Source organism: Pseudomonas sp. GW821-FHT09D08, from assembly GCF_059416305.1.
On sequence record NZ_JBWKOX010000003.1, the window covers coordinates 435,812 to 451,163 of the forward strand.

The window sequence follows — 15,352 nt, forward strand, 5'->3', positions numbered from 1 at the left end:
ATCTTTAGTGTCGCCAGGTCGATAAGACAGATGTGAGACCCACAAAGTCTAAAAAACGCTCAGATAGTTCCTACAGGGACCAACGGAAATATCAAACTTTTTTTGACGCTACCCTTCCGCGTGTTCCACAAGGACGCGCTTCGGATATTAAGACCTTAGCGGACCCTTCAAGCTATGAATAAAAATCTGCGCTTCAGCCATAAAATCCTGCTTGCAGCCTCCCTTATCGTCATCGCGGCCTTCGCACTGTTCACCCTCTACAACGACTACCTGCAACGCAATGCCATTCGCGACGACCTTAACAATTACCTGCATGAAATGGGCGATGTCACCGCCAGCAACATTCAGACCTGGCTCACCGGGCGCATTGCGCTGGTGGAAAACGCGGCGCAAAACATCGCCATCAACCCTGAGCCTTCGACCGTTGCCAGCTTGCTGGAACAGAAAGCCCTGACGTCGTCCTTCATGGCTACCTACGTGGGTGATAGCAAAGGGGCCTTCACCATCCGCCCCGACACGAAGATGCCAGATGGCTTCGACCCACGCGTTCGGCCTTGGTACACGGGCGCCCAAAGCAGCAACGGCTCGACGCTGACCGAACCGTATATCGATGCCGCTACGGGGCAGCTGATCATTTCCATCGCCACCCCCAGCGCTAAAGGCGGCCAGAGCATTGGCGTGGTGGGCGGCGACCTGAGCCTGCAAACCCTGGTGGATAACATCGGCGCACTGAACTTCGGTGGCATGGGCTATGCGTTCCTGGTCAGTGCAGACGGCAAGGTGCTGGTACACCCGGACAAAAGCCTGGTGATGAAGCCCCTCTCCGATGTCTACCCAAAACACACGCCCACCATCAGCGGCGACTTCAGCGAGGTCGAAGCCAACGGCAAGGACAACATCGTTACTTTCACACGGATCAAGGGGCTGCCCTCGGTGAACTGGTACCTCGGGGTATCGGTGGACAAGGACGAAGCCTACGCAATGCTCAGCAAATTCCGCACCTCCGCCGTAATCGCCACCGTAATTGCCGTGGTGATCATCATCGCCCTGCTCGGCATGCTGATACGCGTGCTGCTGCAGCCGCTGCACGTGATGACTCGCGCGATGCAGGACATCGCCGACGGCGAAGGTGACCTGACTCGCCGCCTGGCCATCCAGAATCACGATGAGTTCGGCACTCTGGGTAACGCGTTTAACCGCTTTGTGGAGCGCATTCATACATCGATCCGCGAAGTGTCCTCAGCCACCCAACAGGTGAACGAAGTCGCACTGCGGGTTGTCAGTGCGTCCAACTCGTCGATGGTCAACTCCGACGAACAGGCCAACCGCACCAACAGCGTTGCCGCCGCGATCAACGAACTGGGCGCCGCCGCACAGGAAATCGCGCGTAACGCCGCACAAGCCTCCAACCAGGCCAGTGACGCACGGCAATTGGCCGAAGACGGTCAACAGGTAGTTGAACGCAATATCAAGGCGATGACTCAGCTGTCTGCAATGATCAGTGCCTCAAGCAGCAATATCGAAGCACTTAACAGCAAGACGGTGAATATCGGCCAGATTCTTGAGGTAATCACCAGTATTTCCCAGCAAACCAACCTGCTGGCACTGAATGCCGCCATCGAAGCCGCACGCGCCGGGGAAGCCGGGCGCGGGTTTGCGGTGGTCGCCGATGAAGTGCGCAACCTGGCCCATCGCACCCAGGAGTCGGCACAGCAGGTACAAAAGATGATCGAGGAACTGCAAATCGGTGCCCGTGACTCGGTCAGCACCATGAGCGACAGCCAGCGCCACAGTCATGACAGCGTGGAAATCGCCAACCTGGCCGGCGAACGCTTGAACAGCGTGACCCAGCGCATTGGCGAGATCGACGGCATGAACCAGTCGGTGGCCACCGCCACTGAAGAGCAGACCTCGGTCGTGGAGTCGATCAACATGGACATCACCGAGATCAACACCCTCAATCAGGAAGGCGTGGAAAACCTGCAATCGACGCTGCGCGCCTGCGCCGACCTGGAACAGCAGGCGGCACGGTTGAAACAGCTGGTGGGCAGCTTCCGGATCTGAACTACCGCAGGAGCCGGTCAGGCTCCTGCACTGTTTTCACGATGAACGCCAACCGAACATCTATCCTTAGCTCAGGTCCACGTTAGGAGAGCAATGGATCGGAGGGATGTTCATCGTGCATATCGCTGACATAACCATGTTCTACGCCCCGACAAGCGGCGGCGTGCGCACTTACCTGGACGCCAAGCACCGACGCCTGAGGCTTAAGCCCGGCATTCGCCATAGCCTGCTGATTCCCGGCGCGCAATGGAGCAATCAGGATGGCATCTTCAAGGTACCGGCTCCCGCGCTGCCCTTCGGCAAAGGCTACCGCTTCCCCCTTCGCCTCTCCCCCTGGCGAAATGTCCTGCACGATTTACAGCCCGATCTGATCGAGGTAGGTGATCCCTATCTCACCGCCTGGGCCGCGCTGGATGCCCGGCGCCAGCTGGATGTACCGGTGATCGGCTTTTACCACTCCGACTTACCGTTACTGGTGAGCAACCGCATGGGGTCTTGGCTTGCCCCGAACGTTGAAGCCTATGTCAGCAAACTCTATGGAAGTTTCGACCGGGTACTGGCGCCCAGCCAGGTAATGGCCGACAAGCTCATGGGGCTCGGCGTGAAGAATGTGTTCGTCCAACCACTGGGCGTGGACCTACAAACCTTTACCCCTGACGCCCGCGACCCAGGCCTGCGCGCCGAGCTGGGGATAGGCGAAGACACCCGCCTGCTGATCTTTGCCGGGCGCGGTTCCAAGGAAAAAAACCTGCCGATCCTGCTTCGCTGCATGAAACGCCTGGGGGACGGCTATCACTTGGTGCTGGTGGGCTCCGGCATGCCGAGCAGCGTGCCGGCCAATGTCACCGTCATCGAGGGGTTTCGCCCGGCACAGCATGTCGCCCGGCTGATGGCCAGTGCCGATGCCTTGCTGCATGGCGGCGACCAGGAAACCTTTGGCCTGGTCGTCCTCGAAGCCATGGCTTGCGGCATACCGGTAATCGCGGTGGCGGCTGGCGCGTTCACGGAGATAGTCGACGAACGCTGCGGCCTGCTGTGCGCGCCAAACAATCCAAGGGCGATGGCCGATACGGTGCGCGAGCTGTTCAACCTCGGCAGCAGGCGCCTGGGCGCGCAGGCTCGGCGTCACGTAGAACAACATTACGCCTGGTATACGGTGGTCGACAGCCTGCTCGGCCACTACCACGCGGTACTGGGCAGTCACAAGCCGATGCCTTCCCATGCCTGAGCGCTCGGTATTACTGGTGCTGCACGATGTGGCGCCGCACAACTGGGCCGATTATCGGCCCTTTGTCGAAGCCGTCGATGCCCTGGGCGCCGTGCCAATCACATGGTTGGTGGTGCCGGACTTCCATCATCGCGACGCCTTGACTGCCCACGGCGATTTTCAACGCCTGCTGGATCGCCGCGTGACCAAGGGCGATGAACTTGCCTTGCACGGTTACTACCATTGCGATGATCAACCGGCGCCGCGCACACCCAAAGACTGGTTCATGCGCCGCCTCTACACCCATGAGGCTGAGTTCTATCAACTGTCTCAAGCCCAGGCTCTTGATCGTCTTCAGGATGGCATTGAAGTATTCCGGCGTCATGACTGGCCGTTGCACGGCTTCGTCGCACCCGCCTGGTTAATGAGCCAGGGCACTCGCGAGGCCCTGCGCCAACTACCGCTGAGCTACACCAGCAGCCCACAGCATCTGTATCGACTGCCCGATTTCACGCCGATCGAAGCCCCGGGCCTGACCTGGAGTGCGCGCAGCGCATGGCGCCGAGGGGCGTCCAAAGTCATCAGCGATCGTCGCGAACAGCGCTGGCAGGCCGCCCCAGTGATTCGCCTGGGCGTGCACCCGGTGGACATGCGCCACGCATTCTCTCGCTGCTATTGGCTTGAAACCGTACGACGCCTACTCGACGCAGAGCGAACACCGCTGACCAAGGCTGCCTGGCTGGCTGAACAGGTGGTCGCTCAAGCACCTCGGCCAAGGGCTCCGGGCAATTCATCGGCCTCCTGCAATTGCTCCCACAGCTCGGCGGCTCCCGGAAAGTCGGTACCGTCTTCCGGCTCCAACGCATCCGGGTCGTAACGACTCAGGCAGCCCTCACCCAACGTAGCAGGGGCCTTGGACGTGGCTTTATCAAGTGGGTCGGTCATGGCCTGATCCTGAAGTGTGGGGAATGAAAAAGGGCCTGCAGCGATTTAACGCCCAGGCCCTTCTTTGTTCAACCAAGACGCTTGAATCAGAATACGACCGTCTTGTTGCCGTGCACCAGCACGCGGTCTTCCAGGTGATAGCGCAGGCCACGGGCCAGCACCATCTTCTCGACATCACGGCCAAACCGCACCATGTCCTCAATGCTGTCACTGTGGCTGACACGCACCACGTCCTGCTCGATGATCGGACCGGCATCCAGCTCTTCGGTGACGTAATGGCAGGTTGCGCCAATCAACTTCACGCCACGCAGGGAAGCCTGGTGGTAAGGCTTGGCCCCCACGAACGACGGCAGGAAGCTGTGGTGAATGTTGATCACCTTGCCTGCGTATTCGCGGCACAGCTCAGGCGGCAGGATTTGCATGTAGCGCGCCAGCACAACCACGTCGGCCTCATGCTGCTTGACCAGGCGAGAGACCTCGGCGAACGCCGGCTCCTTGTCCTGCGGGTTGACCGGCACGTGGTAGTAAGGGATGCCATGCCACTCGACCATGCTGCGCAGGTCGTCATGGTTGGAGATCACGCACGCGATCTCGCAGTCCAGCTCGTCGCTGTGCCAGCGGTGCAGCAAGTCGGCCAGGCAGTGGGATTCGCGGCTGGCCATCAACACCACGCGCTTTTTCTGCTCGGTGTCGGTGATGTGCCAGGTCATCGAAAACTCTTCCGCGATGGGCGAAAATGCCTCGCGGAACGCTTCAAGACCAAAGGGCAGCGTGTCGGCACGGATTTCGTGACGCATGAAGAACCAACCGCTGAGGTTGTCCGAGTGATGGCTCGCCTCGGTGATCCAGCCGTTGTGGGAGGCCAGAAAGTTACTGACTTTGGCAACGATGCCGACCCGGTCCGGGCAAGCAATCACCAGCCGAAAAGTGCGCATTAGGGGGGAACTCCAGAACTTCGCAAAGGCCGCCATTCTAGCGATTGTGCAGAAAAACTGCAGTATTCGATGAGCCTTATTCTGATCCGCTGCCCTGGCCACATCCCTTAATAGCGCATGGTTTTACCATTGCTATATGAATGAACAGCGCACGCTGCAGCAATTATGCGAATTTCAAGGAGATTATTTTCGGGGTAGCCCCTACTAATTAACTCGATTGCATAGCGTCTTCACAAACATTCAAAGTAATTCACCTGAATACGCGCTTAAATGTTTACTTGGGGAAACCGCCTGACTATTATTGGGCCACTATCCCTGTCAATCAGCGTTCTACATAAGGTAGTCCACATGTCTCTGATCAACGAATACCGTGCCACCGAAGAAGCTATCAAAGAGCTGCAAGCTCGTTTGAAGAACCTGTCCCAAGATGACAAACTGAAAACCGAGCTGGAATTCGAAGGCAAACTGCGCACCCTCATGGGTGAATACTCCAAATCCCTGCGTGACATCATCGCGCTGCTGGATCCAGAGTCGAAAGTTAAAGCACCCCGTGGCGCCGTGAAAACTACCGGTACCAAGCGTGCGCGCAAGGTCAAGCAATACAAAAACCCGCACAACGGTGAAGTGATTGAAACCAAAGGCGGCAACCACAAAACCCTGAAAGAGTGGAAAGCCAAGTGGGGCGGTGACGTGGTTGAAGGCTGGGCTACCCTGCTGGGCTAAGCCTCACCCGGTCTGCGCTTGATACGCAACCCATTAAAAACGCCAGCTTGCTGGCGTTTTTTATTGACCGTCTTTTCTACAAACCGCTATTACCGATTCACACGAGCGGCTAAAGAGTCGGCATATCTCTGCCATTGCTCCAGCACCTGCTGCTGAAGCGGCGTCGCACTAACGGCCAACTCCTGCCGGGCTTGATTAAATGCCTCCAAGGTATTCGGCGCGCCGAATTCAGGATTTGCCAAACGTTGCTGACAGAAAAGTTTCCAACGTTGTAGCTCCTCGCCGTTCAGCGTATCGGGGAAGTTACGCGCCCGGTAACGAAACAATAATTCAGGCAAACGGTGATCATCAAAAGGCCACTGCTGGCTGGCTAACTGCGCAGGTTCCGCCGCCCGGACTTGCTCACATAACCGTCGATCACGATCCCCGATAAAACCTTCGTAAAGCTGCTGTTCCGGGTCTGCGCTCGGGGCAAAATCTTCCTCGGCGTAAATAACCGCCAACTTATCGCGCCAAAGTTCCTGTGCGTCAGTTAGCCGCAGGGCTCGCGCCTGGCAAATATCCATATCCAATTGCAGGCGTTCACGATCCTCGGCCCGCAGTACGTTCAAGGGCGCGACCACGGGGCAACGGTTGATATGCACCAACTTGAGCGGCACCGGCAGCTCGCCTTCGGCAAGGTCCTCGCGACGGGTATACAGACGTTGGCGCAAGGCCGCGGCATCCATGTCCAGCAGCCCTTGGGGGTCGAGCCCCAGGTCGCAGACAATCAGCGCATTACGGTTGCGCGGGTGCCAGGCCAGGGGCAGCACGACACCCAGGTAATGACGCTCGGCAGAAAAGCGTCCGGAGATATGCACCATGGGTTGCAGCAGGCGCACCTGGTCCATCACCCGTTGCTTGCTGCGCAGTTGAAACAGCCAGTCGTACAGCTTGGGCTGCTTCTCGCGCACCAGGCGCGCCAGGGCGATGGTGGCACGTACGTCGGATAACGCATCGTGGGCCTGGCCATGGTCAATGCCGTTGGCGGCAGTCAGGCGCTCAAGCTTGAGAGTCACGCGCCCATCCTGCTGGGGCCACTCGATGCCTTCCGGGCGCAGGGCGTAGGCAGTGCGAACCACATCGATCAGGTCCCAGCGGCTGTTACCGCCCTGCCACTCCCGCGCGTAGGGGTCGAAAAAATTGCGATACAGGCTGTAGCGCGTCATTTCGTCGTCAAACCGCAAGGTGTTGTAACCTGCGCCGCACGTCCCCGGGGCCGCCAGTTCGGCATGTACACGGGTCATGAAATCGGCCTCGGCCAGGCCTTTTTCCGCCAGTATTCCAGGGGTTATACCGGTAATGGCACAGGCGGCGGGATGGGGCAGGATGTCGTCGCTGGGCTGGCAGTAAAGATTTACCGGCGGGCCGACCTCGTTGAGATCGAGGTCCGTACGAATGCCGGCAACCTGCAGTGGGCGATCGCTGCGCGGGTTGATGCCGGTGGTTTCATAGTCGTACCAGAAAATGGAGGTCACGGGCTATTCCTGTGCTGAAGATCGACGAAGTCTAGGCGTTCAGCCGTGTTCGGAGCCAGCACCAATTCTACTGTACAAACATCCAGCAAAACCTTGAGTAGTTGCTTCCATCACGGACACTGTTAGCATCCGTGTCTCCAGCCGCTCTGCACTGCCAAGGATCGCGATGCCATCAGCCCCATTGGACACCCTCTACCAGATCGAGACCCCGGAGGGCATCGACCTGCCGCTGCGCCCAGCCGGCCTGGTGCCACGGGCGCTGGCATTTGCCTTCGACCTCGGCGCGCGCGCAGTGATCATGGGCGTGCTGCTGGTGCCATTGGCGTTGCTCGGCAATATCGGTATCGGCCTGGGATCGCTTCTGCTGTTCCTGGTCAGTTGGTGGTACATGGTGCTGTTCGAGGTGCTCAACCAAGGCTGCTCACCGGGCAAACAGGTCATGGGCTTACGGGTCGTGCAGGACGACGGGACCCCTATAGGCTGGTCGGCGTCGCTGATCCGCAACCTCCTGCGGTTTGTCGACATGCTGCCTTTCGGCTACTTTCTCGGCGCCATCAGTTGCCTGCAACATCCTCACTTCAAACGCCTTGGCGACCTGGCCGCCGGCGCCCTGGTGGTCTACCGCGAACAGCCGCTGGCACGTCCCCAGGTGCCCCAAGCTGCAGCCCTGCGCTTGCCGTTTGCCCTGGACCTGAGTGAACAGCGAGCGATTCTTGGCTTCGCCGAACGCCAGGGCGAACTGTCCCCTGAACGGGTACACGAACTCGCCTCGATCCTTGCGACGCCACTGCAGGTGTCCCCGGCCCGCGCCGTGGAGCAACTCAACGGTGTGGCCCGCGGCCTGCTGGGGCCGACATGAAGCAGAGTCTTTTCGAGAGCCGTTACCAACACCAATGGCAAGCGTTTGCCGAACAACTGAAGCAGTTGGAACACGGCAAGGCCAAGGCCAGTGATATGGCCGATTTCCCTCATCAATACCGGCGTCTATGCCAGCTCCTGGCCCTCGCCCAGGAGCGCGGCTACAGCAGTTACCTGGTGGACCCGCTGCAACAACTGGCATTGCGCGGCCATCAACAACTGTATCGCCACCGCAGCCAACTGGCGGCGAATGTGCTGAGTTTCGTCCTGGCCGACTTTCCGCGTCTGGTGCGAGAACAGTGGCGTTTCGTGTTGATTGCCAGCCTGCTGTTCTTTGGCAGCCTGCTGGGCATTGCCCTGCTGGTCTACCTGTTTCCCGACCTGATCTACAGCATTGTCAGCCCCCAGCAGGTGGCCGAGATGCAGGGCATGTATGACCCCGAGGCCAGCCGGCTGGGGCGCGCTGCCGAACGTGCTTCGAGCGAAGACTGGATGATGTTTGGCTACTACGTGATGCACAACATCGGTATCGCCTTTCAGACATTTGCCGCCGGTTTGCTGTTCGGCCTGGGCAGTGTGTTTTTCCTGATATTCAACGGGCTGATCATCGGCGCGATTTCCGGGCACCTGACAGAAATCGGCTATGGGCAGACCTTCTGGTCATTTGTCATCGGCCATGGGGCCTTTGAGTTGACGGCCATTGCACTCGCCGGTGCCGCGGGCCTGCAACTGGGCTGGGCGCTGATCGCCCCGGGGCAACTGACCCGTGGCGAATCCCTGCGGCTCGCCGCTCGCAAGAGTGTGCAACTGCTGTGCGGTGTCATGGTGCTCCTGCTGATCGCAGCTTTTATCGAGGCCTACTGGTCTTCCACCACCCAGATCGCCCCTTGGATCAAATACCTGGTGGGTGCTGCACTTTGGCTGCTGGTGGCGACTTACCTGACCCTTGCCGGACGGACTCGCCATGCGCCTGAGTAATGCCAGCGTGGCGATTCGCCCGCGTACCGCATGGGAGGCCATGGACCTTGGGGTATTAATGGCCCGGGAACATCGCCTGCTGTTGATGAGCAGCTGGGCGCTGGTGACCCTGCCGGTTTTTGCCCTGCTTACCGCGTTGCTATGGCAATACCCGTCCACAGCCATGTTCCTGTTCTGGTGGCTCAAACCGGCGTTCGACCGCTTGCCTTTATATATCCTCTCCAAAGCCCTGTTCGGCGAAACACCCAGCCTTAAGCAGGCCGTGCGCCAATGGCCAAGACTGCTTAACCACCAACTGCTGGCCAGCCTGACCTGGCGCCGACTTAGCCTCAGCCGCAGTTTTGTAATGCCGGTCAGCCAGCTCGAAGGCCTGGACGGCCAGGCGCGTCAGAAACGCCTGGGCGTACTGCAGCAGCGCAATGCAGGAGCCGCGCGCTGGTTGACCACCGTTGGGGTGCACCTGGAAATCGGCCTGTGGTTCGGCTGCATGGCGCTGTTCTATCTATTCATTCCGCAACAACTTGAACTGGATTGGGATTGGCAACGGCTGGCGCTGGCGACGGGCTCCGAGGGGGTCTGGCTGGAACACTTGAGCAATGCCTTCTACGCCTTGATCCTGGTGTTTTGGGAGCCCATCTATGTCGCCTGCGGTTTCAGCCTTTATCTCAATCGCCGCACCCTGCTGGAGGCGTGGGACCTGGAGCTGGTATTCCGCCGTCTGCGCCAGCGCCTGAGCAGTGTAGCGCCACTGTTAGTGTTGGTGATCGGGCTGACCTTGCTGCCATTCAACCCGCCCGCCATGGCGGATGACGCCAAGCCACTGCCCCCCCAGAGCGCAAGCCAGTCCATCAAGTCGCTGCTGGACAAGCCGCCCTTCAAAAATCCGGAAAACGTCACCCGCTATCGCTTCGGCGAAGAAAAGCCCGTCGTTAAAAACAAGGCACACAGTGACGGCAAACTTCCGGCGTGGCTGCAGGCACTGCTGGACAACCTCAACAGCAACACGTTCAAGCCCGTCGCCCAAGGCCTGGAAGTGCTGTTATGGAGCCTGCTGATCGGTGGCGTGGCCCTGGTGGCCTGGCGTTATCGGGACTGGTTGCGCACCTTTGTCAGCCTGCGCGGGGCACGTACGCCCAAAGCAGCCAAGCCACCACCCGCGCAATTGTTCGGCCTGGAACTGGGCGCCGAGACCCTGCCCGAGGATATCGCCAGCGCCGCCGAGCAACTCTGGTCTATCCAGCCACGGGAAGCGCTCGGCCTTTTGTATCGTGGCCTGCTGAGCAGGTTGCTGCATGACTTCAACCTGCCCCTTAAAAGCGCTGACACCGAAGGTCAGGTCCTGCAACGGGTTCACCAATTGCAGCAGCCGCAGTTGCTGGCCTTCAGTGATGAATTGACGCGGCACTGGCAAAACCTCGCCTATGGCCATCACCTGCCCCCGGTCTCAGTCCAGCAGAAACTGTGCAACGATTGGCGTGCCCTGTTCAGTGCGGGAGGCGCCCGATGAACCGGCCATTACTGTGGGTGGGGCTGCTGTTGGCGTGCCTGCTTGGAGCGGGCGGTTTTTACGCCTGGAGCAAAGCGATTCCCTATGAAGAAGTGGTGGACCGCGGCCCCTCCCCGGAAGCCCTGGCCAATCCTTACCTGGCAGCCGAACACTTTCTGCGCCAGCAAGACCTGGCCGTGGTGCACGCCAACGGCCTGGAACGCCTGGCGAGCCTGCCCGCCAAGGGCAACAGCCTGCTGTTGCTGGGCGAGCGCGGCAACATGTCGCCACGCCAGGCAGGGCAACTCCTGGACTGGGCCAGGTCCGGCGGCCATCTACTGGTAGTCGCCGAGGCCCTGTGGGACGAAGAAACCGGCAAGAGCGGCGACCTGCTGCTCGATCGCCTGCCTATCCACCAGGCCCTCAGCGACGAACCCGATGCCCCCTCCCCCGCCCGCAAGAAAAAAGCACCGGACCTGACCAAACTGTATGTCGACAACGACACAGCCCCGGCCTATTTCAGTTTCGACACTGACTTCAACCTTATCGACCCCAAGCACCTGGCACAATTTTCAGCCAATAGCGCCCGGTCGAGCCATTTGATGCAACTCGACCTCGGGCAAGGCCGCGTAACGGTGATCACCGACAGCGAGCTGTGGAAAACGCCGGATATCGGCAAACACGACAATGCCTGGCTGCTGTGGTATCTGACCCAGGGCACTGCCGTAACCTTGTTGCTCAACGGCGACGTAGATGACCTGTTCACCCTGCTGCTGCGTTATTTCCCCCAGGCGCTAGTGGCGCTCACTGCCCTGATTGCCCTGGCACTCTGGCAGGCAGGTATGCGCCAGGGCCCAATCCAGGCGCCCGCCCCCAAGGCACGCCGGCAATTGCAGGAGCACCTGAAAGCCAGCGCCGACTTCCTGCTGCGTCGCAGCGGCCAAGGCACACTGTTGCAGGCGTTGCAGCGTGACATCCTGCGCGCCGCACGGCGGCGTCACCCCGGCTTTGAACATCTCGACAACACGGAACAGGGGCGAGTACTTGCCCACCTGACGCGCCAACCCTCTCACGTCATCAGCCAGGCCCTCGGCCCACTCCCGACGAAACGGCTTTCCAGTGCCGATTTCAGCCGGCAGGTGGCGTGCCTGCAAACCCTCAGGAATGCCCTATGAGCGAATTTCCCAGCGCTACCACCCTGCCCGGCGACTCTCTGCAACGCGCCAGCCAGCAGGCCCAGGCCCTGCGCATTGAACTGCGCAAGGCGGTGATCGGCCAGGATCAGGTGATCGATGATGTACTCACCGCGCTGATCGCCGGCGGCCACGTATTGCTCGAGGGTGTCCCCGGGCTGGGCAAGACCTTGCTGGTACGTGCCCTGGCCCGTTGCTTTGACGGCGAATTCGCGCGGATCCAGTTCACCCCGGACCTGATGCCCAGCGATGTCACCGGCCACGCGGTGTACGACCTGCACACCGAACAGTTCAAGCTGCGCAAGGGGCCCGTATTCACCCACTTGTTGCTGGCCGACGAAATCAACCGCGCTCCGGCCAAGACCCAGGCAGCCCTGCTCGAAGCCATGCAGGAACGACAAGTCACCCTCGAAGGCGAGGCGCTGCCCATCGGTCAGCCGTTCATGGTACTTGCCACGCAAAACCCCATCGAACAGGAAGGCACCTACCCCCTGCCGGAAGCCGAACTGGACCGTTTCATGCTCAAGGTACGCATGGACTACCCCGATGCGCAGCAGGAACTGGATATGGTGCGCGAAGTGACGCGCTCATCGCGGGCCGACATGCTGGACGTGCAACCGTTGCGCACCGTGCTGAAGGCCGAGGACGTGCTGCAACTGCAGCTGGTCGCCAGTGAACTGGCCCTGGATGAACACGTGCTCGACTATGCCGTGCGCCTGGCGCGAGCAACCCGCAGCTGGCCGGGACTGGCCATAGGCGCCGGCCCGCGAGCCTCCATCGCCCTGGTACGCGGCGCCCGCGCACGGGCCTTGTTACGTGCAGGCGAGTTCGTTACACCGGATGACATCAAGGGCTGTGCCCTGGCGGTACTGCGTCATCGGGTACGTCTTGCGCCAGAACTGGACATAGACGGGCTGGAGGTCGACCAGGTGCTCAAGCAGCTGCTGGACCAGATTCCGGCCCCCCGGCAATGACCCGTCCATGAAACCGACCCGTCTGTTATTAGCCTGGCTCAGCGTACTGCTGGGCTTGAGTATCCTGCTGGGCGCTGCGGCCGCCTTGCAGTTCAAGGTACCCGAGACCTTGCACTCAATAACGTGGGGCTTGCTCCTGGCGCTGTTGCTGCTGGCCATGCTCGACGCGCTGCGACTGCGGCGCCGACCGTCACCGCGCGTGCACCGGCAGATGCCCGGCAGCCTGGCGCTGGGGCGCTGGGGCGAAGTCCGCCTGTCCCTGGAACATGACTACCCACAGGCGCTGACAGTGCAGGTGTTCGATCACGTCCCCGACGGACTGAGCGTGGAAAACCTGCCCCAGTCCATCGAATTGCGCCCTGGTGAACGCAGTGAGCTGGGTTATCGCCTGCGCCCCTTGCGGCGTGGGCATTTCGCGTTCAGTCGCTGCGAAATCCACCTGCCCAGTCCCTTGGGGCTCTGGTCTGCACGGCGCTTTATCGAAGCCGAGGACGCCACCCGCGTCTACCCGGACTTCGCCCGCCTGTACGGGGCACAACTGCAGGGTGTGGATAACTGGTTGAGCCAACTGGGGGTCCGTCAACGGCAACGACGAGGATTGGGACTGGAATTTCATCAACTGCGCGAGTTTCGTGAGGGCGACAGCCTGCGGCAAATCGATTGGAAAGCGACCGCGCGGCAACGTACTCCCATCGCCCGGGAGTATCAGGACGAGCGCGACCAGCAGATCGTGTTCATGCTCGATTGCGGCCGACGCATGCGCAGCCAGGATGACGAGCTGTCCCATTTCGACCACGCCCTCAATGCCTGCCTGCTGCTTAGCTACGTGGCCCTGCGCCAGGGCGATGCGGTGGGGTTGTGCACCTTTGCCACTGACCAGCCACGCTACCTGGCACCGGTCAAGGGCAGCAGCCAATTGAATCTGTTGCTCAATACGGTCTATGACCTGGACACCAGCCGCCGAACCGCCGACTACCAGGCAGCGGCCAGCCAACTGCTGGCCCGGCAAAAACGTCGGGCATTGGTCATTATTGTCAGCAACCTGCGGGATGAGGACGACGAAGCCCTACTCTCCGCCGTCAAGCGCATCAGTCGTCAACATCGGGTGCTGGTGGCGAGCATGCGTGAGGAAGTACTCGATCGACTGCGCCAATCCCCCGTACAAACCTTGCCCGAAGCCCTGGCCTACAGCGGCACTGTCGACTACCTCAATACTCGGGATGAATTGCATGACCGCATGAACGCCCACGGGCTGTCGGCGTTGGATACGTTGCCATCAGAAATGGGCGCGGCCCTGGTAACACGCTACCTGGGTTGGAAGAAAGCCGGAGTATTCTAAAAAAGCGCACGACTGCGGCAGGGACAGCAGCACCCCGGCCGCGTCGACAGCGCGCCGCTTCTAGGCCGAAGCCTGCAAGGGATCAAAACTGAAGTACTGCAACAGCACGTTGATCAGTTGCCCATATTCCTCGGGAGCCTCAAGCACGCTGAACCCGGAATCGTAGTGCTGCGGGTTGATATCTTCATGGCTCCACAGGCAGGTCGCCGTGATGTCAATGACATGGAACGTGTCGTCAGCCCCGGGTATCTTCAAGCGCAACTCGAAATCCACATCGACCATCATGGGTAACTGGCTGACCAACATCAGCCCGTCGTCAGAGACGTTACCCAGAAAACCTATGGGTTTGTCGGTGACACGGTTAAACACTTGCAGGAAATACGGTAGTTGATGCCGCTCGATCCGTCGGTCGGTAAACATGGTGAGATCGCCATCCAGTGGCCATGACTCTGGCCGTGCCAGTGATTCGGAACGAGCGCAATTGCTCGCTCTCCCTGGATCTCGGTGTGACAACGGACAACATTTTGTCACTCGACAGCTGCCGAATCCGGGCCCTGCATCCGTTCGAATAGAAACTTGTACAAACGAACGTTGAAAGAATAGCCCAAGACTGGCAACGGGCCAGTTATTAAATGACGAATGCCATTACAAAGAGGCAGGCCGCGGCTGTGCCACGCTCGCACCGGGGTAATGGCCCAGTTGCTGCAAGGTATCCAGCCTCGCGCGGGCACGGTAGGCATACTCGCTCGACGGGTACTGGTTAATGATGAATTGATAGGTTTGCACGGCGTCGACGAACAGTTTCTGGCGTTCCAGGCATTGCCCGCGCAACATCGAAACTTCCGGTTGTACATAACGCCGGGTACGGCTCTCGCGGTCGACCTGGGATAGTTCCAAAGTGACACGCTCGCAATCACCGACCTTGTACGCACGGTAGGCATTGTTCAAATGGTGGTCCATCGACCAACGGGTGCAGCCGACAACACTGACGGCCAGGGCAGCAATGAGCAAAATTCGCATGAAGGTTCTCCTGTCTTGTGCAGTGTATCGACCCCTCGTCAAAAATCTTCAAGGATGTTCATCTATTCAACCGGCGCGAAAACAAGCGAATCGTCGATAAGTAGTGCAAACGA

The 15,352-nt window shown here is 60.0% G+C and carries 14 protein-coding genes and 2 pseudogenes; 11 read left to right on the forward strand and 5 right to left on the reverse strand.

The window, feature by feature from the left end:
- Window positions 1–174: 174 nt before the first annotated feature.
- The 4 genes and pseudogenes from AC07OP_RS08235 to gpgD form a co-directional block, all read left to right on the forward strand.
- Window positions 175–1,206: pseudogene (locus AC07OP_RS08235) on the forward strand (HAMP domain-containing protein); the annotation flags it as partial.
- Window positions 1,207–1,299: 93 nt separating this feature from the next.
- Window positions 1,300–2,064 (forward strand): methyl-accepting chemotaxis protein, encoded by a 765-nt coding sequence (locus AC07OP_RS08240; RefSeq protein WP_370671262.1) that lies wholly within the window; start codon window positions 1,300–1,302, stop codon window positions 2,062–2,064.
- 106 nt (window positions 2,065–2,170) lie between these two features.
- Window positions 2,171–3,292, forward strand: a complete 1,122-nt coding sequence (gpgS, locus tag AC07OP_RS08245; protein ID WP_495100512.1) for an N-acetylglucosaminyl phosphatidylglycerol synthase — start codon at window positions 2,171–2,173, stop codon at window positions 3,290–3,292.
- Window positions 3,285–4,022 (forward strand): annotated as a pseudogene (gpgD, locus tag AC07OP_RS08250) (N-acetylglucosaminyl phosphatidylglycerol deacetylase); the annotation flags it as partial. The gene gpgS and the pseudogene gpgD, both read left to right, overlap by 8 nt.
- A gap of 8 nt (window positions 4,023–4,030) precedes the next feature.
- Here gpgD and AC07OP_RS08255 read toward each other — a convergent pair.
- Window positions 4,031–4,216 (reverse strand): hypothetical protein, encoded by a 186-nt coding sequence (locus tag AC07OP_RS08255; RefSeq protein ID WP_495100511.1) that lies wholly within the window; start codon window positions 4,214–4,216, stop codon window positions 4,031–4,033.
- Window positions 4,217–4,302: 86 nt separating this feature from the next.
- Window positions 4,303–5,151 carry a formyltetrahydrofolate deformylase gene (gene purU / locus AC07OP_RS08260; protein ID WP_027605521.1) on the reverse strand — a complete coding sequence of 283 codons (849 nt, stop codon included), beginning with the start codon at window positions 5,149–5,151 and terminating at the stop codon, window positions 4,303–4,305.
- Between the two features lie 348 nt (window positions 5,152–5,499).
- Here purU and mvaT point away from each other — a divergent pair, with 348 nt between their 5' ends.
- Entirely contained in the window at window positions 5,500–5,874 is a 375-nt protein-coding gene (mvaT, locus tag AC07OP_RS08265) for a histone-like nucleoid-structuring protein MvaT (RefSeq protein ID WP_003175830.1), read from the forward strand.
- A gap of 89 nt (window positions 5,875–5,963) precedes the next feature.
- Here mvaT and sbcB read toward each other — a convergent pair whose 3' ends face one another.
- Window positions 5,964–7,391 carry an exodeoxyribonuclease I gene (gene sbcB, locus AC07OP_RS08270; protein ID WP_495100510.1) on the reverse strand — a complete coding sequence of 476 codons (1,428 nt, stop codon included), beginning with the start codon at window positions 7,389–7,391 and terminating at the stop codon, window positions 5,964–5,966.
- 166 nt (window positions 7,392–7,557) lie between these two features.
- On the opposite strand from sbcB, the gene AC07OP_RS08275 reads away from it, so the two are divergent.
- From AC07OP_RS08275 to AC07OP_RS08300, 6 genes are read left to right on the forward strand one after another with little or no spacing between them, the layout of a single operon-like run.
- On the forward strand, window positions 7,558–8,250 hold the full coding sequence (locus AC07OP_RS08275) for an RDD family protein (protein ID WP_108574619.1): 693 nt from the start codon (window positions 7,558–7,560) through the stop codon (window positions 8,248–8,250).
- On the forward strand, window positions 8,247–9,227 hold the full coding sequence (locus AC07OP_RS08280; RefSeq protein WP_495100509.1) for a stage II sporulation protein M: 981 nt from the start codon (window positions 8,247–8,249) through the stop codon (window positions 9,225–9,227). Before AC07OP_RS08275 ends, AC07OP_RS08280 begins: the two co-directional genes overlap by 4 nt.
- Window positions 9,214–10,734 carry a DUF4129 domain-containing protein gene (locus AC07OP_RS08285; protein ID WP_495100508.1) on the forward strand — a complete coding sequence of 507 codons (1,521 nt, stop codon included), beginning with the start codon at window positions 9,214–9,216 and terminating at the stop codon, window positions 10,732–10,734. The genes AC07OP_RS08280 and AC07OP_RS08285 overlap by 14 nt, the downstream gene beginning before the upstream one ends.
- A complete protein-coding gene (locus AC07OP_RS08290; RefSeq protein WP_495100507.1) occupies window positions 10,731–11,888 on the forward strand; it encodes a DUF4350 domain-containing protein in 1,158 nt (385 codons plus the stop codon). Before AC07OP_RS08285 ends, AC07OP_RS08290 begins: the two co-directional genes overlap by 4 nt.
- Complete coding sequence (locus AC07OP_RS08295) at window positions 11,885–12,880, forward strand: AAA family ATPase (protein WP_495100506.1); 996 nt, start codon at window positions 11,885–11,887, stop codon at window positions 12,878–12,880. Before AC07OP_RS08290 ends, AC07OP_RS08295 begins: the two co-directional genes overlap by 4 nt.
- A 7-nt stretch (window positions 12,881–12,887) precedes the next feature.
- Window positions 12,888–14,219 carry a DUF58 domain-containing protein gene (locus AC07OP_RS08300; protein WP_115487186.1) on the forward strand — a complete coding sequence of 444 codons (1,332 nt, stop codon included), beginning with the start codon at window positions 12,888–12,890 and terminating at the stop codon, window positions 14,217–14,219.
- Between the two features lie 60 nt (window positions 14,220–14,279).
- Here the strand turns inward: AC07OP_RS08300 and AC07OP_RS08305 are convergent, their stop codons facing one another.
- On the reverse strand, window positions 14,280–14,639 hold the full coding sequence (locus AC07OP_RS08305; protein WP_092358374.1) for a PilZ domain-containing protein: 360 nt from the start codon (window positions 14,637–14,639) through the stop codon (window positions 14,280–14,282).
- Window positions 14,640–14,864: 225 nt separating this feature from the next.
- Window positions 14,865–15,239, reverse strand: a complete 375-nt coding sequence (locus AC07OP_RS08310) for a tol-pal system YbgF family protein (protein ID WP_025854787.1) — start codon at window positions 15,237–15,239, stop codon at window positions 14,865–14,867.
- Window positions 15,240–15,352: the final 113 nt, after the last annotated feature.

What these genes read in the sequence shown, in the direction of transcription:
- AC07OP_RS08240 (WP_370671262.1), top strand. Translation starts at nt 1,300, where the DNA reads ATGGTCAACTCCGACGAACAGGCCAACCGCACCAACAGCGTTGCCGCC.
- gpgS (WP_495100512.1), top strand. Translation starts at nt 2,171, where the DNA reads ATGTTCATCGTGCATATCGCTGACATAACCATGTTCTACGCCCCGACA.
- AC07OP_RS08255 (WP_495100511.1), bottom strand. Translation starts at nt 4,216, where the DNA reads ATGACCGACCCACTTGATAAAGCCACGTCCAAGGCCCCTGCTACGTTG.
- purU (WP_027605521.1), bottom strand. Translation starts at nt 5,151, where the DNA reads ATGCGCACTTTTCGGCTGGTGATTGCTTGCCCGGACCGGGTCGGCATC.
- mvaT (WP_003175830.1), top strand. Translation starts at nt 5,500, where the DNA reads ATGTCTCTGATCAACGAATACCGTGCCACCGAAGAAGCTATCAAAGAG.
- AC07OP_RS08275 (WP_108574619.1), top strand. Translation starts at nt 7,558, where the DNA reads ATGCCATCAGCCCCATTGGACACCCTCTACCAGATCGAGACCCCGGAG.
- AC07OP_RS08280 (WP_495100509.1), top strand. Translation starts at nt 8,247, where the DNA reads ATGAAGCAGAGTCTTTTCGAGAGCCGTTACCAACACCAATGGCAAGCG.
- AC07OP_RS08285 (WP_495100508.1), top strand. Translation starts at nt 9,214, where the DNA reads ATGCGCCTGAGTAATGCCAGCGTGGCGATTCGCCCGCGTACCGCATGG.
- AC07OP_RS08290 (WP_495100507.1), top strand. Translation starts at nt 10,731, where the DNA reads ATGAACCGGCCATTACTGTGGGTGGGGCTGCTGTTGGCGTGCCTGCTT.
- AC07OP_RS08295 (WP_495100506.1), top strand. Translation starts at nt 11,885, where the DNA reads ATGAGCGAATTTCCCAGCGCTACCACCCTGCCCGGCGACTCTCTGCAA.
- AC07OP_RS08300 (WP_115487186.1), top strand. Translation starts at nt 12,888, where the DNA reads ATGAAACCGACCCGTCTGTTATTAGCCTGGCTCAGCGTACTGCTGGGC.
- AC07OP_RS08305 (WP_092358374.1), bottom strand. Translation starts at nt 14,639, where the DNA reads ATGTTTACCGACCGACGGATCGAGCGGCATCAACTACCGTATTTCCTG.
- AC07OP_RS08310 (WP_025854787.1), bottom strand. Translation starts at nt 15,239, where the DNA reads ATGCGAATTTTGCTCATTGCTGCCCTGGCCGTCAGTGTTGTCGGCTGC.